Annotated in this window: 21 protein-coding genes and 1 tRNA gene; 12 read left to right on the top strand and 10 right to left on the bottom strand. The window is 71.7% G+C overall.

The annotated features are described in order from the left end of the window. The first annotated feature begins 142 nt into the window (after positions 1 to 142). Positions 143 to 778, top strand: a complete 636-nt coding sequence (locus tag IO33_RS0127380) for a MerR family transcriptional regulator (RefSeq protein ID WP_031169683.1) — start codon at positions 143 to 145, stop codon at positions 776 to 778. A 23-nt stretch (positions 779 to 801) separates the two neighbouring features. On the opposite strand, the gene IO33_RS0127375 is transcribed toward IO33_RS0127380, so the two are convergent. After that, a complete protein-coding gene (locus IO33_RS0127375) occupies positions 802 to 1605 on the bottom strand; it encodes an exodeoxyribonuclease III (protein WP_031169680.1) in 804 nt (267 codons plus the stop codon). A gap of 78 nt (positions 1606 to 1683) precedes the next feature. Here IO33_RS0127375 and IO33_RS0127370 point away from each other — a divergent pair, with 78 nt between their 5' ends. Beyond that, positions 1684 to 2160, top strand: coding sequence for a GNAT family N-acetyltransferase (locus tag IO33_RS0127370; protein ID WP_031169678.1), 477 nt, complete (start codon positions 1684 to 1686; stop codon positions 2158 to 2160). 49 nt (positions 2161 to 2209) lie between these two features. Here IO33_RS0127370 and IO33_RS0127365 read toward each other — a convergent pair. The 7 genes from IO33_RS0127365 to galU all read right to left on the bottom strand — a co-directional run bounded on the left by IO33_RS0127365 (position 2210) and on the right by galU (position 7797). Beyond that, positions 2210 to 2283 (bottom strand) — tRNA-Ala (locus tag IO33_RS0127365). A 91-nt stretch (positions 2284 to 2374) separates the two neighbouring features. After that, positions 2375 to 3610 carry a divisome protein SepX/GlpR gene (gene sepX / locus IO33_RS0127360; RefSeq protein ID WP_031169676.1) on the bottom strand — a complete coding sequence of 412 codons (1236 nt, stop codon included), beginning with the start codon at positions 3608 to 3610 and terminating at the stop codon, positions 2375 to 2377. A 185-nt stretch (positions 3611 to 3795) separates the two neighbouring features. Then, the gene (locus IO33_RS0127355; protein ID WP_037686022.1) at positions 3796 to 4446 is read right to left on the bottom strand and encodes a GNAT family N-acetyltransferase; all 651 of its coding nucleotides are present in this window, start codon (positions 4444 to 4446) and stop codon (positions 3796 to 3798) included. A gap of 20 nt (positions 4447 to 4466) precedes the next feature. After that, the gene (locus tag IO33_RS0127350) at positions 4467 to 4973 is read right to left on the bottom strand and encodes a MogA/MoaB family molybdenum cofactor biosynthesis protein (protein WP_031169672.1); all 507 of its coding nucleotides are present in this window, start codon (positions 4971 to 4973) and stop codon (positions 4467 to 4469) included. Then, positions 4970 to 5482: a cyclic pyranopterin monophosphate synthase MoaC gene (gene moaC / locus IO33_RS0127345; RefSeq protein ID WP_031169670.1), complete on the bottom strand. Its 513-nt coding sequence runs from the start codon at positions 5480 to 5482 to the stop codon at positions 4970 to 4972. Before moaC ends, IO33_RS0127350 begins: the two co-directional genes overlap by 4 nt. 84 nt (positions 5483 to 5566) lie before the next feature. Beyond that, positions 5567 to 6889: a molybdotransferase-like divisome protein Glp gene (gene glp, locus IO33_RS0127340; RefSeq protein ID WP_031169668.1), complete on the bottom strand. Its 1323-nt coding sequence runs from the start codon at positions 6887 to 6889 to the stop codon at positions 5567 to 5569. Then, positions 6886 to 7797: a UTP--glucose-1-phosphate uridylyltransferase GalU gene (gene galU / locus IO33_RS0127335; protein ID WP_031169667.1), complete on the bottom strand. Its 912-nt coding sequence runs from the start codon at positions 7795 to 7797 to the stop codon at positions 6886 to 6888. Before galU ends, glp begins: the two co-directional genes overlap by 4 nt. Positions 7798 to 7929: 132 nt before the next feature. Between galU and IO33_RS0127330 the strand changes: the two genes are divergently transcribed. Next, positions 7930 to 8511, top strand: coding sequence for a 5-formyltetrahydrofolate cyclo-ligase (locus IO33_RS0127330; protein ID WP_078963917.1), 582 nt, complete (start codon positions 7930 to 7932; stop codon positions 8509 to 8511). A 75-nt stretch (positions 8512 to 8586) separates the two neighbouring features. Here IO33_RS0127330 and IO33_RS0127325 read toward each other — a convergent pair whose 3' ends face one another. Beyond that, the gene (locus tag IO33_RS0127325) at positions 8587 to 11421 is read right to left on the bottom strand and encodes a penicillin acylase family protein (protein ID WP_031169663.1); all 2835 of its coding nucleotides are present in this window, start codon (positions 11419 to 11421) and stop codon (positions 8587 to 8589) included. A 195-nt stretch (positions 11422 to 11616) separates the two neighbouring features. On the opposite strand from IO33_RS0127325, the gene IO33_RS0127320 reads away from it, so the two are divergent. The 7 genes from IO33_RS0127320 (at position 11617) to mscL (ending at position 17515) form a co-directional block, all read left to right on the top strand. Continuing rightward, positions 11617 to 13194 carry a potassium/proton antiporter gene (locus IO33_RS0127320; protein ID WP_107069385.1) on the top strand — a complete coding sequence of 526 codons (1578 nt, stop codon included), beginning with the start codon at positions 11617 to 11619 and terminating at the stop codon, positions 13192 to 13194. A gap of 274 nt (positions 13195 to 13468) precedes the next feature. Further along, the gene (locus IO33_RS0127315; RefSeq protein WP_031169659.1) at positions 13469 to 14767 is read left to right on the top strand and encodes an MFS transporter; all 1299 of its coding nucleotides are present in this window, start codon (positions 13469 to 13471) and stop codon (positions 14765 to 14767) included. Positions 14768 to 14834: 67 nt separating this feature from the next. Further along, positions 14835 to 15146: an FmdB family zinc ribbon protein gene (locus tag IO33_RS0127310; RefSeq protein WP_031169658.1), complete on the top strand. Its 312-nt coding sequence runs from the start codon at positions 14835 to 14837 to the stop codon at positions 15144 to 15146. A gap of 99 nt (positions 15147 to 15245) precedes the next feature. Next, positions 15246 to 16079 (top strand): S-methyl-5'-thioadenosine phosphorylase, encoded by an 834-nt coding sequence (locus tag IO33_RS0127305; RefSeq protein ID WP_031169656.1) that lies wholly within the window; start codon positions 15246 to 15248, stop codon positions 16077 to 16079. 190 nt (positions 16080 to 16269) lie between these two features. After that, positions 16270 to 16437 (top strand): hypothetical protein, encoded by a 168-nt coding sequence (locus IO33_RS51315; RefSeq protein ID WP_167349472.1) that lies wholly within the window; start codon positions 16270 to 16272, stop codon positions 16435 to 16437. After that, complete coding sequence (locus IO33_RS44530; RefSeq protein WP_078963925.1) at positions 16397 to 16918, top strand: hypothetical protein; 522 nt, start codon at positions 16397 to 16399, stop codon at positions 16916 to 16918. The genes IO33_RS51315 and IO33_RS44530 overlap by 41 nt, the downstream gene beginning before the upstream one ends. A 138-nt stretch (positions 16919 to 17056) precedes the next feature. Next, positions 17057 to 17515 carry a large conductance mechanosensitive channel protein MscL gene (gene mscL / locus IO33_RS0127295; RefSeq protein ID WP_031169652.1) on the top strand — a complete coding sequence of 153 codons (459 nt, stop codon included), beginning with the start codon at positions 17057 to 17059 and terminating at the stop codon, positions 17513 to 17515. A gap of 19 nt (positions 17516 to 17534) precedes the next feature. Here the strand turns inward: mscL and IO33_RS51310 are convergent, their stop codons facing one another. Next, positions 17535 to 17711: a hypothetical protein gene (locus IO33_RS51310; protein WP_167349475.1), complete on the bottom strand. Its 177-nt coding sequence runs from the start codon at positions 17709 to 17711 to the stop codon at positions 17535 to 17537. 121 nt (positions 17712 to 17832) lie between these two features. On the opposite strand from IO33_RS51310, the gene IO33_RS0127285 reads away from it, so the two are divergent. Continuing rightward, complete coding sequence (locus IO33_RS0127285) at positions 17833 to 19071, top strand: low temperature requirement protein A (protein WP_031169650.1); 1239 nt, start codon at positions 17833 to 17835, stop codon at positions 19069 to 19071. A gap of 45 nt (positions 19072 to 19116) precedes the next feature. Further along, positions 19117 to 20151: a P1 family peptidase gene (locus IO33_RS0127280; RefSeq protein WP_209438927.1), complete on the top strand. Its 1035-nt coding sequence runs from the start codon at positions 19117 to 19119 to the stop codon at positions 20149 to 20151. The last annotated feature ends 132 nt before the right edge of the window (positions 20152 to 20283 follow it).

Below are 20283 nucleotides of genomic sequence, written 5' to 3'. Positions count from 1 at the left end.
AGTGAACACTGGCGCAATGGGACTGTAGAGCAGCTCCGTACCGAGCGGTAGGGGGCGCGGAACGAAAGTTACCGGCGGTACAACATAGGCTGCGGGCGTGGCAGAGGACGTGGAACGCAAGGAAGGCGGGCGCGAGTACCGCATGGAGGAGCTGGCGCGGCTCGCCGGCATCACCGTGCGCACACTGCGCTTCTACCGCGAACGCAAGCTGATCCCGCCACCGCGCCGGGAGGGCCGCATCGCCTGGTACGACGACCACCACCTGGCCCGGCTGCGCACCATCGCCGCCCTGCTGGAGCGCGGCCACACCCTGAACGGCATCGCGGAGCTCGCGGAGGCCCTCGACCAGGGCCGGGACGTCGCCGACCTGCTCGGCGTCGGCACCCCGAGCGAGGAGGAGCCGGTCCGCCTCACCCCCGAGGAACTCGCCGCCCGCTTCGAGGGCCAGGTCACCCCCGAGAACCTCGCCGCCGCCCTCGAACTGGGCTACCTCGGCACCGACGGCGATGAGATCGTCCACATCAGCCGCCGCCTGCTGGACGTCTCCTCCGCACTGGTCCGCGAGGGCATCCCGCTCGGCGAGGTCCTCGCGGCCGCAGCCCGCGTCCGCGAACACGCCGACGCCCTGGCCGAACTCTTCGCCACCCTGATCCTGCGCCACGCCCCCGAGGAGGACCTGCCCCGCCTGCGCCCCCTGGCCCGCAGCGTGGTGGAGGCGGAACTGTCCCTGGCCCTGGACCGCCGCCTCGCCGCGAAGGCGGGCGGCACGGACGCCTGAGCGCGCCCGCCCGGACGGACCGCCTACAGGTCGTAGACGACGGTCACCGGCGCATGGTCGGACCAGCGCTCGGCATGCGTGGCCGCACGCTCGACGAAGCCCTTCACGGCCTTGCCCGCGAGCCGGGGGGTGGTGACGTGGTAGTCGATGCGCCAGCCGGAGTCGTTGTCGAACGCCCGCCCCCGGTACGACCACCAGGTGTACGGTCCGTCGGCCTCGGGGTGCAGGGCGCGCACGACGTCGACGTAGCCCCCCTCCTCGGGGGCGAACACCCGGCCGAGCCAGTCCCGCTCCTCCGGCAGGAAGCCCGAGTTCTTGGTGTTGGCGCGCCAGTTCTTGAGGTCGGCCTGCCGGTGGGCGATGTTCCAGTCGCCGCACACGACCACCTCGCGGCCGTCGGCCGCGGCCCGCTCGCGCAGGTCCTTGAGGTGGGCGAGGAACTCGCCCATGAAGCGGAGCTTCTCGTCCTGGCGCTCGGTGCCGACCTCACCGGAGGGCAGGTACAGGGAGGCGACGGTGACGCCGGGCAGGTCGGCCTCGACATAGCGCCCGCTGCCGTCGAACTCGGCCGAGCCGAACCCGACCCGGACACGGTCGGGCTCACGCCGGGTGTAGAGGGAGACACCGGCACGGCCCTTGGCCGCCGCGGGGGCGTGCACGACGTGCCAGCCGTCGGGCTGCCGGACCTCCTCGGGCAGCTGGTGCGGCTCTGCGCGCACCTCCTGCAGGCAGACGACGTCCGCGGAGGTCTGCGCGAGCCACTCCACGAAGCCCTTCCTGGCGGCGGCTCGCAGCCCGTTCACGTTCACCGAGGTCACAGTCAGCACCAGGGCACGATACCGGCACACTGGTCGGGGCCCCGAAAGCCCCGCACCCGCCCATCGCATAGAAGTACGATGCCCCGCATGAATATACGTCGTGTTCGTTTCGACCACCCCGACGCCGTGAAGCTCAACAACGAGGTCCAGGCCGAGTACGCCGAGCGCTACGGCGACGACGGCGACGCCACCGTCCTCGGCACCGCGGACTTCGACCCGCCCCGGGGCGTGTATCTGATCGCGTACGACGAGCACGACCTGCCTGTCGCGACCGGCGGCTGGCGCAGCCGGGACCGCAACGACGAGGGCAACGAGGACGGCGACGCCGAGCTCAAGCGCATGTTCGTGATCGCGCAGATGCGCGGCCGGGGGCTCGCGCGCCGGATGCTCTCGGCCCTGGAGGAGGACGCCCGTATGGCCGGGCGCGTCCGCATGGTCCTGGAGACGGGCACCAAGCAGCCGGAGGCCATCGCCCTGTACTCCTCCAGCGGCTACGAACCGTGCGTCAAGTTCGGCTACTACCGGCACCACGAGGAGAGCCGCTGCTTCGCGAAGAAGCTGTAGAAACGATGAAGCCCCAGTCGGCTTTCGCCGACTGGGGCTTCATGCTGCGTGGACCTGAGGGGATTTGAACCCCTGGCCCCCTCGATGCGAACGAGGTGCGCTACCGGACTGCGCCACAGGCCCTTGCAACGAGTGAAACTTTAGCATCCCGATCGGGGTGCTTGGAAATCCGCTCCCTGACTGGTCAGCGCGCCTTCCCGAAGTGTGGCGGCCGTCACTCGTTGGCCGCGCGCGGGCGGTCGCCGTCCTCGTACTGATCGAAGAGGGGCGTGCCGCCGCGCTCGCGTGCCCGGCGCGCGGAGGCGGCCCTGCGGGCGTCGCTGCGGCCGTCCGCCGGCTTGCCCCCGGCCGTGGGCATCCGCTCGTCGGCCCCGGCCTCCGGCGCGTGGCCCGCCTCGTGCTCCGGGGCGACCGAGCTGGAACGCGCCGAACTCCAGGTGCCGGGCGCCCCCAGATCCACATCGGACGTGGCACGCGGCGCGACCGGCGCGGTGACGTACGTCGGCAGGGGCACCGGTACCGGGTCCCAGCTGTCCCCGCCGGGCCGCCGCTGCCGTTCGCGCTGCTGGTCGACCCACTCGGCGTGGTCCGTCTGCTCGACCAGGGCGCGCCGGTCCGCGGCGAGCGCGGCGAGCCCGGTGTCCGTCCCGGACTGAGGGGCCTCCTCCGTTTCGTCCGCGACCGGACCCGCCTCCAGGGGCGCGCGCCGGCGCGGCTGGCGTTCGCGCAGCCGCTGGGCGGCGTCCTCGGCCCGCCGGCGGTCCATCTGGTAGGCGAAGCGACGGCGCTCCTGGGAGCGCAGGTAGGCGATGTACCCGCTGAGGAGTCCGGCCGGTACGGCCGGCGCCCACAGGAAGGCGAGTCCGCCGACCGCGGCGACGATGGCGCCGAACGTGAAGCCGAGGAAGAGCACCACGGTGGTGCGTCTGCGGCGCGCGAGGACCTTCGAGCGCTGGGCACGTGCCGCGGCCGCCTGCGCCGAGGGGCCGCGCCGCGCGGACGGTACTCGCTTCTGTGCGGGCACGGTGCCGGACGGGGGCGCGGTGCCGGACGCGGGTACGGGTGCGGTGCCGGACGCGGGCGCCGGCTTGGGTGCCGGGACCGCGGCCTGCGCGCGTACCGGTTCCGCCTTCACGGGCGCGTCGGGTTCGGCGTCGGCGTGCGCCTGACGGCGGGTCGGAGGCACGGCGAAGGCCCGGACGTCCACCGAGTCGGTGACGGCGTCCGGATCGCCGGTGCCCGGCTCCCCCTCCTGGTCGGAGCGCGCCCGCAGGTCCTTGGCGTACCGGCGCTCCATTCCCGCCCGTCCGGACAGCAGCCGGATGGCGGTGCTGAAGCGTTCCGTCGGACGGGCCTCGTTCAGCTCGTCCTGCCTACGGAGCCACATCGGCACCAGGTAGGCGGCCCAGGCCCCGACAATGACTGCGTAGATGAGGCCGCTGCTGCTCACGTCTCACACCGTAGAGGGGTTTGCATGAGGCCATCTGCCAATTGGGCCGGTGTGTCGCACGATCTGGCTGATATTTCCAGCTTCTTTTGCGACCGATGCGATCAGCGGACCGCCGCAGGTGTGAATTGAATGCCCTGAGACGGTCAGCGGACGGTCAATTTCGAACACATATTCAATTTCGAGGGCTAGCCGGGATTCCCGGGACTGTTCTCCCGCTCACTGTGCCGCCCCTCGCTGTGCCGCTCCTGCCGAGAGCGTGCCCGCTGCCACCGTGCGAGCAAACCGTCGGGCACCTCTTCCGCGGTGAGCGCGAACACCAGATGGTCGCGCCAGGCCCCGTCGATGTGCAGATAACGCGGCCGGAGCCCCTCCTCGCGGAATCCGAGTTTCTCCACGACCCGGCGGCTGGGCCGGTTCTCGGGGCGAATGCAGACCTCGATGCGGTGCAGTCCGACGGCGCGGAAACAGTGGTCCACCACGAGCGCCACAGCCGTCGGCATCACCCCGCGTCCGGCCACCGACTCGTCCACCCAGTAGCCGACGTGGCCCGAGCACATCGACCCCCAGGTGATCCCGGCGACCGTCAGCTGTCCGACGAGCTGCCCCTGGTACTCGATGACGAACGGCAGCATCCGGCCCGCGTTGGCCTCGGAGCGCAGGTGCCGGACCATCTGGCGGTAGGTCGGCCGGTGCACGATCGGCCCGCTCGGCGTGGGCGGCGGAATGGTCGCCTCCCAGGGGCGCAGCCAGTCCCGGTTGCGCCGGTTCACCTCGCGCCAGGCCCGCTGGTCGCGCAGCTTTATCGGCCGGAGGACGACATCGCCGTCCGCCAGCACGACGGGCCAGGAAGGGCTGTTCAGCTCGCACCCCCGCTCGTGGGTCCGGGTCTGGGGTGGTCGCCGCCGCGGAGCTGCTCGACGGCGTGGACAAGCAGGGGTTCCAGCACGGCGAGGCCGTCCCTCACCCCGCCCGTGGAGCCCGGCAGGTTCACGATCAGGGTGCGGTCCGCCACGCCGGCCAGGCCCCGGGAGAGCGCCGCGGTCGCCACCTTCTCCCGGCCGAACGCCCGGATGGCCTCCGCGATGCCCGGCACCTCGCGGTCGATCACCGCGCGGGTCGCCTCGGGCGTGCGGTCGGTCGGCGAGATACCGGTGCCGCCGGTGGTGACGATCACGTCGTAACCGGCGCCGGCCCCCGCGCGCAGGGCGGCCTCGACGGGGTCCCCGTCCGGGACGACCCGGGGGCCGTCGACGTCGAACCCGAGGCTCTTGAGGCCGTCGGCGATCAGGGGGCCGCCCTTGTCCTCGTAGACGCCCGCGGCAGCCCTGTTGGAGGCGGTGACCACCAGAGCGCGGTAGGTCATGCCCGGCTCCAGTCGCCCGATTTGCCGCCTGTCTTCTCCTCCACCCGTACGTCCGTGATGACCGCTCCCTTGTCGACCGCCTTGACCATGTCGACCACGGTGAGCGCGGCGACCGTCACGGCGGTGAGGGCCTCCATCTCGACGCCCGTACGATCCGTCGTCTTCACGGTGGCCTGGATCCGCACGGCGTCGTCCGCGACCGACAGGTCCAGTTTCACACCGGACACCGACAGCGGGTGGCACAGCGGGATCAGGTCGGGGGTGCGCTTGGCGCCCATGATGCCGGCGATCCGCGCGGTGGCCAGGGCGTCCCCCTTGGGCATCCCCTCACCGCGCAGCAGCTCGACCACTCGGGGCGAGACGAGGACGCGGCCGCTGGCGCGGGCGGTACGTGCGGTCACGTCCTTCCCGGACACGTCGACCATGCGGGCGGCGCCCGCCTCGTCGATGTGCGTCAGTCGGTCCTGCGCAGGGGGTCCGGGGGTCTCCCCCCGGGAAGGCACTGTCATGGCTGTGGCGCTCCCGGTCCGGGCCCGTCGCAGTGCGGTGCACGGGCCTGCTGTGCGCGACACGCTACCGCCAACCAGCAGGGCTCAGCCGAGCAGGACCACCTCCACCTCGGCGCCGGGCTCGACGGACTCGCTGTCCTCGGGGACGACGATCAGCGCGTCGGCCTGCGCCAGGGCGGCGATCAGGTGCGAGCCGGCGCCGCCCACGGGGGTCACCTCTCCGTCGCCGTACGCACCGCGCAGGAACTGCTGGCGCCCCTTGGGCGAGCGCAGCGCCTTGTCCGCCTTCAGGACGGCCCGGGCGCGGGGCCGGTGCACGTCCGTGAGGCCCATCAGGGCGCGGATGGCGGGCCGGACGAAGAGCTCGAAGGAGACGTACGACGACACGGGGTTGCCCGGCAGGGCCAGCAGCGGTGTGTGGTCGGGGCCGATGGAGCCGAAGCCCTGGGGCTTGCCGGGCTGCATGGCGAGCTTGCGGAACTCCACGCCGCTGCCCGCTTCGTCCTCGTCACCGGCGTACGACAGGGCCTCCTTGACCACGTCGTACGCCCCGACGCTGACCCCGCCCGTGGTCACCAGCAGGTCGGCGCGGATGAGCTGGTCCTCGATGGTGGAGCGGAGGGTCTCGGCGTCGTCGGCGACGGCGCCGACCCGGTAGGCGATGGCGCCGGCGTCCCGCGCGGCCGCGGTGAGGGCGAAGCTGTTGGAGTCGTAGATCTGGCCGCGGCCCAGTTCCTCGCCGGGCTGGACGAGTTCGCTGCCGGTGGACACGACGACCACGCGCGGGCGCGGACGCACGCGTACCGTCGCGCGGCCGATCGCGGCCAGCAGTGCGATCTGCGGCGGGCCGAGGATCGTCCCGGCCTGAAGGGCGCGGTCGCCGGCCTTCACGTCGCTGCCCTTGGCGCGCACGTGCGCGCGTGCCTCGGCGGGGCGGTGCACGCGGACCTGCCCCTCGGCGCCCTCGGGGGCCAGGCTGCGCGCCCGCATCCCGCTCACCGGGCCCTCGCCGAGTCCGCCGTCGGTCCACTCCACCGGGACGACGGCCTCCGCGCCGGGCGGCAGCGGGGCGCCGGTCATGATGCGGGCGGCCTGGCCGGGGCCGACCCGCAGCGGGTCGGCCGCGCCCGCCGCGACGTCGCCGACGACCTCCAGGACGGCCGGGAACTCCTCGCTGGCGCCCGCGACGTCCGCGACCCGCACCGCGTACCCGTCCATGGAGCTGTTGTCGAACGGCGGCAGGGACACCGGCACCGTGACGTCCTCGACCAGGACGCAGCCCTGGGCGTCGAGCAGTTGCAGCTCGATGGGTTCGAGGGCGCGGACGGTCGAGAGGATGTCCCCCAGGTGGTCGTCCACCGACCACAGGTCGTCCGGGCCGGCGGGGCGGGTCGCGGCGCTGCTCAAGACTGCTGCATCTCCTCGGCTACGTAACTGCGAAGCCAGGTCCGGAAGTCCGGGCCCAGGTCTTCACGTTCGCACGCGAGTCTGACAATGGCACGCAGGTAGTCGCCGCGGTCGCCGGTGTCATAGCGGCGGCCCTCGAAGACGACGCCGTGCACCGGGCCGCCGACCTTCTCGTCCGCCGCGAGCTGCTGGAGGGCGTCGGTGAGCTGGATCTCGCCGCCGCGGCCCGGCTCGGTCTTGCGGAGTATGTCGAAGATGTGCGGGTCGAGGACGTACCGGCCGATGATCGCGTAGTTCGACGGGGCGTCCGCCGGGTCCGGCTTCTCGACCAGACCGGTGATCCGTACGACGTCACCCTCGCCGGTGGTGTCCACGGCCGCGCAGCCGTAGAGGTGGATCTGCTCGGGCGCGACCTCCATGAGGGCGATCACGCTGCCGCCGTGCTGCTCCTGCACCTCGATCATGCGCTGCAGGAGCGGGTCGCGGGGGTCGATCAGGTCGTCGCCCAGGAGCACCGCGAAGGGCTCGTGGCCGACGTGCGGGGCGGCGCACAGCACCGCGTGGCCGAGGCCCCTGGGGTCTCCCTGCCGCACGTAGTGCATGGTCGCCAGGTCGCTGGACTCCTGCACCTTCGCGAGCCGTTCGGCGTCGCCCTTCTTCTCGAGCGCCGACTCCAGCTCGTAGTTGCGGTCGAAGTGGTCCTCGAGGGGACGCTTGTTGCGTCCGGTGATCATGAGCACGTCGTCGAGCCCCGCCGACACGGCCTCCTCGACCACGTACTGGATCGCCGGCTTGTCGACGACCGGCAGCATCTCCTTGGGAGTGGCCTTGGTGGCCGGCAGGAACCGGGTGCCGAGGCCTGCCGCGGGAATGACAGCCTTGCTGATCCTGGGGTGCGACTGAGTCATGCCCGCAACCTTATCCGGTGCCTTTGCAGGGATTCTGTGGCTCCGGCTGGTTGACCCTTATATGGCTGCATTGGAAGGGTGCGAGGACGAGCCGTGGAACACGACGGACGCGCGAGCGAGACTGACAAGCGAATGTTGCGGCGGGAGTTCCTCTCGGTGAGGAACAGGTTGACGGACGATGACGTCGACGCGACGGGCCGCGCGCTGGCGGAGCGCGCCCTGGAACTGCCGGAACTGGCGCATGCGCGCACGGTGGCGGCGTACGTCTCCGTGGGCAGCGAGCCGGGCACGACGGCGCTGCTGGACGCGCTGCGCGCGCGGGGCGTACGGGTGCTGCTCCCGGTACTGCTGCCCGACAACGACCTGGACTGGGGCGCGTACGCCGGCCCGGACTCCCTGGCGAGGGTCCAACACGGCGGGAGGATGGCGCTCTTCGAGCCCTCCGGCGCGCGCCTCGGCCCGGACGCCGTGACGGCCGCGGACGTCGTACTGCTGCCCGGGCTCGCGGTCGACGCGCGCGGGATGCGCCTGGGGCGCGGCGGAGGGTCGTACGACCGTGTGCTGGCCCGTCTGGAGCGGGCGGGCGCACGCCCCCGGCTCGTGGTGCTGCTGTACGACACGGAGGTCGTCGCGCACGTCCCGGCGGAGTCCCACGACAAGCCGGTGCACGCGGTGGTGACACCCTCCGGCGTGCGCCGCTTCCCGGACGCCTGATCAGACACACCGTACGGAAACGGCCCTCCACGTGTGCGTGGAGGGCCGTTTCCGCTGTGCCGTGCCGTCAGCGGCTCACGGCTTGAGGACGAGTGTGTCGCTCGTGCTCTTGTCGACGGCGGTGCCCGAGAACGACCAGGGCAGCAGCTCGCCCTTGGCCCACAGGCTCGTCTGGTCCGTGTAGTGCGCGCTGAAGGCGTGCCCGGAGGCGCCGGTCAGGTTGATCCACCGGGACTTGTCGAAGTCCTTGAGGTTGACCACCATCCGCATCGACGGCACCCAGATGACGTTGTAGCCGCCGGCGGCGTTCCAGCCGGTGGCGTTCACCGTGGCCTCGCCGCCGCTGAGCTTCCAGGGGCCGCGGTTGAGGATGTACTGCAGCACCTGGGGGCCGTCGGTGCCGAGCGTCTGGTTCTTCAGGAACAGGCGGTGCAGCCGGCCCCAGCTCCAGGTGTCGATGTCCTTGCCGAGCTTGGCGGTCAGCTCCCAGCGGGCGTCGATCATGGCGCGGGCGAAGAGCTGGTCCATGTTGTTCGCCGCGGGACGGGTGCCCGACTTGGGCGTCTTCCACCAGTCGCTGTCCGGCTTGTCCATCAGGGTGCGCACGACCTCGAACCAGCGGTCGCCGCCGTCCGGCTGCGCCTGGTCGGCGTCACGCTCGCCGCATTCGCGCACCTTGGTGTCGTCGTCGACCGGACCGGTGCTGTCGATCTTGTCGACCCACAGGCACTGCCCCTTGACGCGCAGTTCCTTGGGGAGCTTGTTACCGAAGGCGAGCTTGAGGACGTTGCGCCACACGGCGTTGAAGTAGGCGGCCGCCGCGGAGTCGGCGTCCTGGGTGTAGTCCCAGCCCTCCAGCAGCTTCTGCGCGTCGCGCACGTTCTTGTCGTCGAGGTTGATCTTCAGCAGCTTCGGCACCAGGAGCCTGGCGATCTCGCTGCTGCTGTCCAGCTGCATCTGCCGCATGTCGTCGGTCGAGATCTTGCCGTTGTTCTTGATCTTGGACTCGATCAGGTCGGCGATGCGCTGGCTGCGGGTGCCGTAGGCCCAGTCGGTGGTGAGCGTGTACGGGTACTTGGCCTGGTCGACCACGGCCTGGTTGGCGGTGACGATGTAGCCGCGCTCGGGGTCGAACTCGTAGGGCAGCTCGTCCTGCTTGATGAAGCCGGTCCAGCGGTACTTCGGGTTCCAGCCCGGCGCCGGCAGGGAGCCGTCGTCGAGGGAGGAGCGCGTGGGGATCCTGCCGGGCAGCGTGTAGCCGATGTGGCCGGCGGTGTCGGCGTAGACCAGGTTCTGCGACGGCACGTCGAACTGGGCGGCCGCCTTGCGGAAGCTGCCCCAGTCGGCCGCCCGGTCGAGCGCGAAGACGGCGTCCATGGAGGTGCCCGGGTCGAGCGCCGTCCACCTCAGGGCGATGCCGTAGCCGTCGCCGCGGTCGGGGGCGGCGGTGTTGACCGTGGCCTTCTTGCCGACCTCGACGAGTTCGTCGTCACGGTCGGACAGCAGCGGCATCCCGTCCTGCGTCTGGCGCACGACGATCGTCTTGGGGGCGCCGCCGGCGACCTTGATGGTCTCCTCACGGGTCCTGAACGGCCGGATCTTGCCGTCGTACAGGTAGCCGTTCGAGCTCACCTTCTCCAGGTAGAGGTCGGTCACGTCGACCCCGGAGTTGGTCATGCCCCAGGCGATGTCCCCGTTGTGCCCGATGATCACACCGGGCAGCCCGGCGAACGTGTAGCCGCTCACGTCGTACTGGCACGTGCTGGAGACGCTGCGGCAGTGCAGGCCCATCTGGTACCAGACCGACGGCAGCGACGGCGACAGGTGCGGGTCGTTGGCGAGCAGCGGCTTCTTGGTGATGGTGTAGCGCCCGGAGACCACCCAGGAGTTGGAGCCGATGCCCTGGCCGTTCACTCCGACGGCGGTGGGCACGTCGTCCAGGACGTGGTAGAGGCCCCCCAGCTGGCTCGTGAGCGACGATCCGGTCGCGCCGGCGGTGGTGGAGCCCGTCGAGCCCGTCGAGCCCCCAGAGGCGCCTGTGGTGCCCGTGGCGCCGCCGGACGTCCCCGTCGTACCGGTCGTGCCCGTCGTGCCGGTGCTCTGAGAGGTGCCCGTGGCGCCGCTCTGCTCGAAGGACTTGGCCAGCTGGCTGTACTGGCCTTCCTGCACGATCGGCTTGTTGCGGCTGTAGGGGTACGCCGGGTACAGGTCCTGGATCTGCTGCGGGCCGAGCCTGCTGGTCATCAGGGCGCGGTCGATCTCGTCCTGCATGTTGCCGCGCAGGTCCCAGGCCATCGCCTTCAGCCAGGAGATCGAGTCGACCGGGGTCCACTCCTGCGGCTTGTAGTCGTTGGTGAAGCCGAGCGCGGCGTACTCCAGGGAGATGTCCTTGCCGTCCTTGCCCTGGAGGTAGGCGTTGACTCCCTTGGCGTACGCCTGGAGGTACTTCTTCGTGGCGGCCGACAGCTTGGTGTCGTACTCCTGCCTGGCGATCCGGTCCCAGCCGAGCGTGCGCAGGAACTCGTCGTTCTTGACCTGGCCCTTGCCGAACATCTCCGACAGGCGCCCGGAGGTCATGTGCCGGCGCACGTCCATCTCGTAGAACCGGTCCTGCGCCTGGACGTAGCCCTGCGCCATGAACAGGTCCTCGTCGGAGGACGCGTAGATCTGCGGGATGCCGTTGCCGTCCCGCTTCACGTCGACCGGTCCCGACAGGCCGTCGAGCGTGATCGAACCCTTGGTCTGCGGGAAGGAGGCGCGGACGGTACTGATCGACCAGTACGCCCCGTAGGCGACGCCCCCGATGATGGCCAGTACCAGCACCAGCACGACCAATCGGGCTTTGCGCCCCTTCTTCCTGCCGGACTTGGCGGGCTTGTCACCCGTTGTGGCGGTGGTGTTGGGGGGCATCGCTGTCCTTGCTGTCCTAACGCGAGCGGCAGGTCGGGCTGTGACTTTGAATGAGCGCTGGAGCAACCATAGGCGCAGGGCCCTGTCCCGCTTGACGCGGAGTCGGGAACCAGCGCGCACGAGCGTTCGATCTTGCCTCGGCGAGCGTCAAGAAAGCGTCAAGAGTTAGGTAAGGTAACGAAGTAATTGGGTGCGGTGCGCCGCAGCCTCGGGTCTTGTGTACGTGAGCTCGCGCCCCCGCGCGCGGGCCAAGGAAGGGAACCGCCGCTGACTGTCCACCACCTCAACCAGCTCCTGCTCGTCTGCTCCGTGGTCCTGCTCGTCGCCGTCGCGGCCGTCCGGATCTCCTCCCGCAGCGGGCTCCCCAGCCTGCTCGTCTACCTGGCGATCGGCGTCCTCATGGGGCAGGACGGCATCGGCGAGATCCACTTCAACAGCGCCGCGGTGACCCAGGTCATGGGGTACGCGGCCCTGGTCGTGATCCTCGCCGAGGGCGGTCTCGGCACGAAGTGGAAGGCGATCAGACCGGTCCTGTCGTCCGCTTCCGTCCTGGCGACCGCCGGCGTCGCCGTCAGCGTCGGGGTCACCGCGGCGGGCGCGCACTATCTGGTCGGCCTGGAGTGGCGGCAGGCGCTGATCATCGGCGCGGTGGTGTCGTCGACGGACGCGGCGGCGGTCTTCTCGGTGCTGCGCAGAGTTCCCCTCCCCGCGCGCGTGACGGGCACGCTGGAGGCGGAGTCCGGCTTCAACGACGCCCCGGTGGTCATCCTGGTCATCGCCTTCTCGACGGCCGGCCGGGTCGAGCACTGGTACGTCCTGCTGGGCGAGATAACCCTGGAACTGGCCATCGGCGCCGCCATAGGGCTCGCCGTGGGCTGGTTCGGCTCCTGGGGACTCAAGCACGTCGCCCTGCCCGCCTCGGGTCTCTACCCGATCGCCGTGATGGCCATCGCCGTCACCGCGTACGCCGCCGGCGCCCTGGCGCACGGCAGCGGCTTCCTGGCCGTCTACCTGGCCTCGATGGTGCTCGGCAACGCCAAGCTGCCCCACTGGCCCGCCACCCGCGGCTTCGCCGAAGGGCTCGGCTGGATCGCCCAGATCGGCATGTTCGTCGTACTCGGCCTGCTGGTCACGCCGCACGAGCTGGGCGACGACGTGTGGCCCGCCCTGGTCATCGGGCTGGCCCTGACGATGGTGGCCCGCCCGCTGAGCGTGGTGTTCAGTCTGGCGCCGTTCCGCGTGCCGTGGCAGGAGCAGACCCTGATGTCCTGGGCGGGCCTGCGCGGCGCCGTGCCCATCATCCTGGCGACCATCCCGATGGTGAACGGCGTCCCCGGCAGCCGCCGCATCTTCAACATCGTCTTCGTACTGGTCGTGGTCTACACCCTCGTCCAGGGGCCGACCCTGCCCTGGCTGGCGCGCACCCTGCGGCTGGGCGAGCACGGCGAGGCCGCGGACCTCGGCATCGAGTCGGCGCCGCTGGAGCGGCTGCGCGGACACCTGCTGTCCATCTCGGTCCCGGAGGGCTCCCGGATGCACGGCGTGGAGGTCAGCGAGCTGCGGCTGCCACCCGGGGCCGCCGTCACGCTCGTCGTCCGCGAAGAAGAATCGTTCGTCCCGTTGCCCTCGACGGTGCTGCGCCGGGGCGACGAGCTGCTCGTCGTCGCCACCGACCCGGTGCGCGACGCCGCGGAGCGACGCCTGCGCGCGGTCGCCCACGGCGGCAAGCTGGCGGGCTGGCTGGGCACGAACGGGGCGGGCAGCTCGCGTTAAGGGTACGTTTCGGGCACTTCACACCCCGTGAAATCCCAGGTGACCGCCTTCATGGTGCTCGTTTTCACAGCCGTGGGAGGCGCTGATCCCTGTACCATGAAGGCGCACCCTGATCGAACCAACTCTGCCTGACGCAGAGCTGGCGCGACCGTATGGCGGCCGGGACCCCCCACCCGCAGTGGGCGCCGGCATCTACCGCAGTCCGCGCAAGAGGACAGCTCTCGGCACCCGGGCCCACACGGCCCGCGCTACCAGGCGGCAGAAAGGCACGGCCGTGGGATCCACGGTCACCACCACCGAACCGGAGAAGACCTCGCCGTCCTCGTCCCGCCCGGGATACGGACAGCTGCTGCGCACCCGTGGCGCCTGGACCTTCCTGCTCCCCGGTTTCGCCGCGCGCCAGCCGTTCGCGATGCTCACCCTCTCCATCGTGCTGCTCGTGCAGCACACCACCGGCTCGTACGGCGCCGCGGGCGCCACCGCGGCCGCCACCGGTGTCTCGATGGCACTGTTCGCGCCGTACAGCGGTCGCCTCGCCGACCGCTACGGCCAGCGCGCCGTGCTGGTCCCCGGCGTCCTCGTGCACACGCTGGCGGGCCTGTCCCTGACGGCGCTCGCGCTGGCGCACGCCCCCCTGTGGGCGCTGTTCCTGGCCGCCGTCCCGACGGGCGCCTCGGTGCCGCAGGTCGGCCCCATGGTGCGGGCCCGCTGGGGCGTGAAGCTGCAGGGCTCGCCCCTGATGACCACCGCGGCGGCGTTCGAGTCGGTCACGGACGAGCTGACCTTCGTCCTCGGTCCCCTGCTGGCGACCGCGCTGTGCACCGCCGTGACGCCGGCGGCGGGACTGCTCACGGAGGGCGCGCTGACCCTGGTCGGCGGGCTGCTGTTCGCCGCGCAGAAGGGCACGCAGCCGCCGGTGGGCGGGGAGAGCGGGCACACGCGTGTGGAGCACGCGTCCGCGCTGCGCGTGCCCGGCGTGCGCGTACTGATCGTGACCTTCCTCGGCATCGGATCCGTCTTCGGCGGCATGCAGGTGTCGCTGGCGGCGTTCACCGAGTCGATCGGCGAGCCCGGCCTGAACGGCGTCCTGTACGGCGTCTTCGCCGCCGGAAACATGCTGTCCGGCATCGTCTGCGGCGCGATCGCCTGGAAGACCGCCCCCCAGCGGCGCCTGGTCGTCGGCTACACGGGGCTCGCGATCGTCGCCTCCGCCCTGTGGACGGCGCACTCGACCATGCTGCTCGCCGGCCTCGGCCTGCTGGTCGGCATGTGCATCGCGCCGGCGCTGATCACCGGCTACACGCTGGTCGAGGGCCTGGTCCCGGCCGGCGCCCGCACGGAGGCCTTCACCTGGCTGACCGGCGCCGTAGCCCTCGGCCAGGCGGCCGCCGTGACGGTCGCCGGACAGCTGGAGGACCGGCTGTGGGGCGGCGCGGGGTTCCTGGTGCCGATGGTGGGCACCGTGCTCGCGCTGGTGACCCTGCTGGCGCTGCGATCGCGGCTGGTCGCACGGCAGCAGAACCGTACCGTCGCACGTGGCGTCGGTCACCGAGTGCCGGTGACGGTGGACTGATCCCCCGGAATACGTCACTATGGATCGTCGTTAGCACTCATCGAGTGAGAGTGCCAGGAGGAAGACAGTGCCGACCTACCAGTACCAGTGCACCGAGTGCGGCGAGGGCCTCGAGGCGGTGCAGAAGTTCACCGATGACGCCCTGACCGAGTGCCCCAACTGCAGTGGCCGCCTGAAGAAGGTGTTCTCCGCGGTCGGCATCGTCTTCAAGGGCTCCGGCTTCTACCGCAACGACTCCCGTGGCTCCACCTCGAGCAGCAGCCCGGCGTCGAAGCCGTCCAGCACGTCGGGCACGTCTTCGTCCGACTCGAAGCCGGCCTCGACGTCGACCTCGGCGGCGTCGGCGTCGACCGGCTCCGCCAGCAGCTCGGCCGCCTGACACCTCTTCCACGGGCCCTGCCGTCGTACGACGGCAGGGTCTTCGGTGTCCACCGGCACCCGCTCCCCCGCGGTTTCGCCGCCCGCTAGTGTGCTGGTCATGGCGAATGCAGAGATCGGCGTGATCGGCGGCTCGGGTTTCTACTCGTTCCTCGACGACGTGGCAGAAGTCCAGGTGGACACCCCTTACGGGCCGCCCAGCGACTCCCTCTTCCTCGGCGAGATCGCCGGCCGGCGGGTCGCCTTCCTGCCGCGGCACGGCCGCGGCCACCATCTGCCGCCGCACCGCATCAACTACCGCGCCAACCTGTGGGCGCTGCGCTCCGTCGGCGTACGGCAGGTTCTCGGCCCCTGCGCGGTGGGCGGGCTGCGGCCGGAGTACGGCCCCGGCACGCTGCTCGTGCCGGACCAGTTCGTGGACCGTACGAAGTCCCGGATGCAGACGTACTTCGACGGGTTGCCGCTGCCCGGTGGCACCGTGCCGAACGTCGTGCACGTGTCCATGGCCGACCCCTACTGCCCCACCGGACGGGCCGTCGCCCTGAAGGCCGCCCGGGGGCGGGACTGGGAGCCGGTGGACGGCGGCACGCTGGTCGTGGTCGAGGGGCCGCGCTTCTCGACGCGTGCCGAATCGTTGTGGCACCAGGCGCAGGGCTGGTCGGTCGTGGGCATGACCGGTCACCCGGAAGCGGCGCTCGCCCGGGAGCTGGAGCTGTGCTACACGTCGCTGACCCTGGTCACCGACCTCGACGCCGGCGCCGAAACCGGCGAGGGCGTCTCGCACGAAGAGGTGCTGCGGGTGTTCGCGGCCAACGTGGACCGGTTGCGCGGCGTGCTGTTCGACGCGGTGGCGGCACTGCCGAAGACCGGGGCGCGGGACTGTCTGTGCGTGAACGCGCTCGGCGGAATGGACCCCGGTTTCGAGCTGCCGTAACGCTCGTACGGGAAGCGCCGGCGGCGCGGTGCAGCGGCGGCGCCGTGAACCCTTCCCGGGGTCGAGCAGAGGACGAGCCGGTGGACGAGCCGATGGACGACTGAGCGGAATTCCCCGTTCGAGTGGGCGAGTTGTCCACAGTCCGTCCGTGATCCACCGGCTCCGGCGGGATGCGGCGCGAGGCCTCATCGTGGCATCGCAAGCCGAACTCCTCGTCGCAGGCGGTGATTCCCATGCCCTGGTCCTCGTCGTCCCCGCATCCGCCCTCGGGCCCTTCCCCCTCGCCCGCCGGCTCACCCTTCCCGCCTCCGCTCCGGCTGCCGCGCCCCCTGGGTACGGACGCCCCGGCGACCTGTGAGGTCCCGCCGTTCCCTCCGGTCCGCGTGCGCGGCGGGCGGTATCAGCTGCGGCGTCTCGTACGGCACCGCAGGCGGGCCGTCGCGGCAGGTCTCGCGGTGACCGCGGCCGCGCTCGTCGCCGCCGGGCCGCACAGCGGGGCCGAAGCGCACCGCAGGGAGGACGCCCGCGCCCACCCGGTGACGGCGCCCGTGCGCCGGCACCCGGCGGTGGACCTGGTCACGGCGCCGGTGCGGATCGCCGACGCGGCCACGGTCCGGCTCCTGCGCCCCGGCGACCGCGTCGACGTCATCGCCGCCGGGGAGGCGCCGGCCGGTGGCGCCCGGGTGCTCGCGCGCGGTGTCCGGGTGACCGAGGTCCCGGAGCCCGTGCAGGGCGGAGCGGAGGGCGGGGCGCTTCTCGTGTTGTCGGCGCCGCGCGGCACGGCGGCACGTCTCGTCGGCGCGAGCGCCACCGCACGGCTGGCGGTGACGCTGTGCTGAACGGTCCCGGACGCCTTCCGGACGGCCTGCCGTCGAGTGGCCCGACCGACCCGCCGCACTGGACAGGACGGCCTCACCGTGCCGTAGGTTGCGGAGCGTTTCGTTCCACACCCTGTGCATGCGAGGAGAGTCCCCTAGGTGAGCGCGAAGCAGGTACCGAACGTCTGGGAGGGCTTCAAGGCCTTCCTCATGCGCGGCAACGTCGTCGACCTGGCCGTGGCCGTGGTGATAGGCGCGGCCTTCTCGAACATCGTCAACTCGGTCGTGAAGGGAATCATCAACCCGCTGGTCGGCGCGATCGGCACGCAGAACCTCGACAACTACAGCTCGTGCCTGAGCGCCTCGTGCAAAGGGACGCACGGCATCCGGCTGATGTGGGGCTCCGTCCTCGGTGCCACGCTGACCTTCCTGATCACCGCGACGGTGGTGTACTTCCTGATGGTGTTGCCGATGTCGAAGTACCTGGCCCGGCAGGCGGCCCGCAGGGCGGCCCGGGAGGGCACGAAGGAGGTCATGGAGGTGACCGAGCTGGAGGTCCTCAAGGAGATCCGCGACGCGCTGGTCGCCCAGCGCGGACCGGGGCGCGACGAGCGCTAGCGGCGCTGCCGCGGGCGGCTCAGAGGTGGTGGGGCGGCTTCTCGTCGAGGAAGCGCTTCAGGTCGGCGGCGCTGTCACGGTCCCCGCGCTCGCCCCACCCGCGATCGGTGTCGTCCGAGGACTGCTGGTCCAGCGGGTCGTCGAAGACCAGCACGGGCTTCGGCTCGCGGGACTCGGATGCGGGGGCGGTACTCATGCCCATAAGGGTACGGCCCCCGGCATGCCCTGAGCTGGCGTTTCCCCGGGGACCCCGCACTCCTATCGCTTGTGAATCCGTTCACAAGATTTCGGGGCGGTTTTCTGCTGTGCTGGGAAGCATGACGTCGAGTTCCGCTCCGGCGCCCGCTTCCTCGGGCGCACCGCAGCCCTCCGGACCGCTTCGGCGGCTCACCGCGCGCGGGCGCGACGAGGCCCACCGGGTCTCCTCGCCGCTGGAGCTCTTCTTCGACCTGTGCTTCGTCGTGGCGATCGCGCAGGCGGGGGCCCAGCTGGTGCACGCCGTCACCGAGGGACACGCGGGCGGCGGAATCCTCAACTACGCCATGCTGTTCTTCGCGGTCTGGTGGGCGTGGATGAACTTCACGTGGTTCGCCTCGGCGTACGACAACGACGACGTGCTCTACCGGGTCGTCACCCTGGTGCAGATCGCCGGCGTCCTGGTGCTGGCCGCCGGCATCTCCCCGGCCTTCCAGCAGCACGACTACCTGATGGTCTGGCTCGGCTACGTGATCATGCGGCTGGCCATGGCCACGCAGTGGCTGAGGGCCGCGAGATCGGCCGACGGCGCTGAGCGGAGCATGGCGTTGCGCTACGCGTGCGGGGTGCTGCTGTGCCAGGTCGGCTGGCTGGGACTGGTGCTGCTGCCCGTGCCCGCGCGGCCCTGGGTGTTCGTCGTGATGGCGGTCGCGGAGATGTGCGTACCGCTGTTCGCGGAGCGGGGCCACGAGACCTCCTGGCACCCGCACCACATCGCCGAACGGTACGGCCTGTTCACCATCATCGTGCTCGGCGAGACGATCGCCGCGGCCACCGTCGCCGTGAAGTCGGCCGTGGCCGAGCACGACGCGCTGGGCGCGTTGCTGCCGATCGCGGCAGGCGGGCTCCTGATCGTCTTCTCCGCGTGGTGGATCTACTTCGTGGTGCCCATCCACGGTCACCTGCGCGCCAACAGACAGGCCTTCCTGTGGGGCTACGGGCACTACCTGATCTTCGCCTCCGCGGCGGCGATCGGCGCGGGCCTGGAGGTGACGGTGGAACACGCGGTCGGCAAGGCCCACATCTCCGCGCTGTCCGCGTCGGCGGCCGTCACGCTGCCCACGGCGCTGTATCTCCTGACCGTCTGGGCGCTCCACTCACGACACTTCAAGATCGGCATCGCCCAGCAGCTGGTCCTGCCGGTCACGGCGCTGCTGGTGATCTGCTGCACCTTCCTGGGCGACTGGGCGGTGCTCGCCACGGGGCTCGTGTCCTCGGCCGCGGTGGCGACCGGGGTGGCGCTGACGGCGCGCATGACCCACCGGGAGCGCGCGACGAGCGCCACCGCTCCGGCGGGCTGACCGCGCCTCTCCTTCCGGGCGCCCGGAAGGACCAGACTGGCCTCCATGACAGTGGACGCGATCACGGACATCGCCGGTGTGCGGGTGGGGCACGCCACGCGCAGCGGGGACGGCTGGCTCACCGGTACCACGGTCGTCCTCGCTCCGGAGGGCGGCGCGGTCGGCGCCGTGGACGTGCGCGGCGGCGGTCCCGGCACCCGGGAGACCGACGCGCTCGATCCGCGCAACGTGGTGCAGCGGATCGACGCGGTCGTGCTGACCGGCGGCAGCGCCTACGGGCTCGACGCGGCGTCCGGCGTGATGGCCTGGCTGGAGGAGCAGCGGCGCGGGGTGCGGGTGGGGACGGACCCGGCGCACGTCGTGCCGGTCGTGCCCGCCGCGTGCGTCTTCGACCTGGGGCGCGGCGGGAGCTTCGGCGCGCGGCCGGACGCGGCCACGGGACGTGCGGCGGTGGAGGCCGCCGCGGCGAGCGCGCCGGGCGCCGGGGTGGCGCAGGGGTGCGTCGGGGCCGGCACGGGCGCCGTGGCGGGGCGGATCAAGGGCGGGGTGGGCACGGCGAGCACGGTGCTCGACTCGGGGATCACCGTGGCCGCGCTGGTGGTCGTGAATGCCGCGGGGTCGGTGATCGAGCCCGGGACGGGGGCGCTGTACGGCGAGTTGGTCCAGGGGCGGGTGACGTACCCCGAGGAGCGCGTGCACGAGGAGGCGTGCCGGCGCCTCGCCCGGACCGCCGCGAAGAACGCGCCGCCCCCGCTGAACACGACACTGGCCGTGGTCGCGACCGACGCGGCCCTCTCCAGGGCGCAGGCGCAGAAGCTGGCGGGGACGGCGCACGACGGGATCGCGCGCGCGGTGCGGCCGGTGCACCTCATGAACGACGGGGACACGGTCTTCGCGCTGGCGACGGGCGCACATGCGCTCGCCGAGCACCCGTTGGCGCTCAACGACGTCCTCGCCGCCGGCGCGGATGCCGTGACGCGCGCGATCGTGCGGGGCGTGCGCGCCGCCGAGTCGGTCGACGGGCCGGGCGGGACCTGGCCGTCGCACGGGGAGTTGTACGGGGCGCGACAGGGGTGGTGAGGGGGCGGCGGTGGTGGTGGTGAGGGACGCGGTATCGCGCTCTCACCGTGCGCACTGAGTCCCGCGCCGTCCAACCGCCCTGCCCCGGCGGTGAGTTGGGGCCGAGAGGTGTACCCCGGACCGCGGGCGGAG

This window comes from Streptomyces durhamensis, from assembly GCF_000725475.1.
Lineage (GTDB): Bacteria > Actinomycetota > Actinomycetes > Streptomycetales > Streptomycetaceae > Streptomyces > Streptomyces filipinensis.
Note: the sequence above shows the minus strand (reverse complement) of the source record. Positions and strands in the feature narration are given on the sequence as shown.

Coding starts and splice junctions, on each gene's coding strand:
- IO33_RS0127370 (WP_031169678.1), top strand. CDS start 1,684: ATGAATATACGTCGTGTTCGTTTCGACCACCCCGACGCCGTGAAGCTC.
- IO33_RS0127325 (WP_031169663.1), bottom strand. CDS start 11,421: ATGCCCCCCAACACCACCGCCACAACGGGTGACAAGCCCGCCAAGTCC.
- IO33_RS51310 (WP_167349475.1), bottom strand. CDS start 17,711: ATGAGTACCGCCCCCGCATCCGAGTCCCGCGAGCCGAAGCCCGTGCTG.
- IO33_RS0127330 (WP_078963917.1), top strand. CDS start 7,930: ATGTTGCGGCGGGAGTTCCTCTCGGTGAGGAACAGGTTGACGGACGAT.
- IO33_RS0127280 (WP_209438927.1), top strand. CDS start 19,117: ATGACAGTGGACGCGATCACGGACATCGCCGGTGTGCGGGTGGGGCAC.
- galU (WP_031169667.1), bottom strand. CDS start 7,797: ATGACTCAGTCGCACCCCAGGATCAGCAAGGCTGTCATTCCCGCGGCA.
- IO33_RS0127305 (WP_031169656.1), top strand. CDS start 15,246: ATGGCGAATGCAGAGATCGGCGTGATCGGCGGCTCGGGTTTCTACTCG.
- moaC (WP_031169670.1), bottom strand. CDS start 5,482: ATGACAGTGCCTTCCCGGGGGGAGACCCCCGGACCCCCTGCGCAGGAC.
- IO33_RS0127350 (WP_031169672.1), bottom strand. CDS start 4,973: ATGACCTACCGCGCTCTGGTGGTCACCGCCTCCAACAGGGCTGCCGCG.
- IO33_RS0127285 (WP_031169650.1), top strand. CDS start 17,833: ATGACGTCGAGTTCCGCTCCGGCGCCCGCTTCCTCGGGCGCACCGCAG.
- IO33_RS0127380 (WP_031169683.1), top strand. CDS start 143: ATGGAGGAGCTGGCGCGGCTCGCCGGCATCACCGTGCGCACACTGCGC.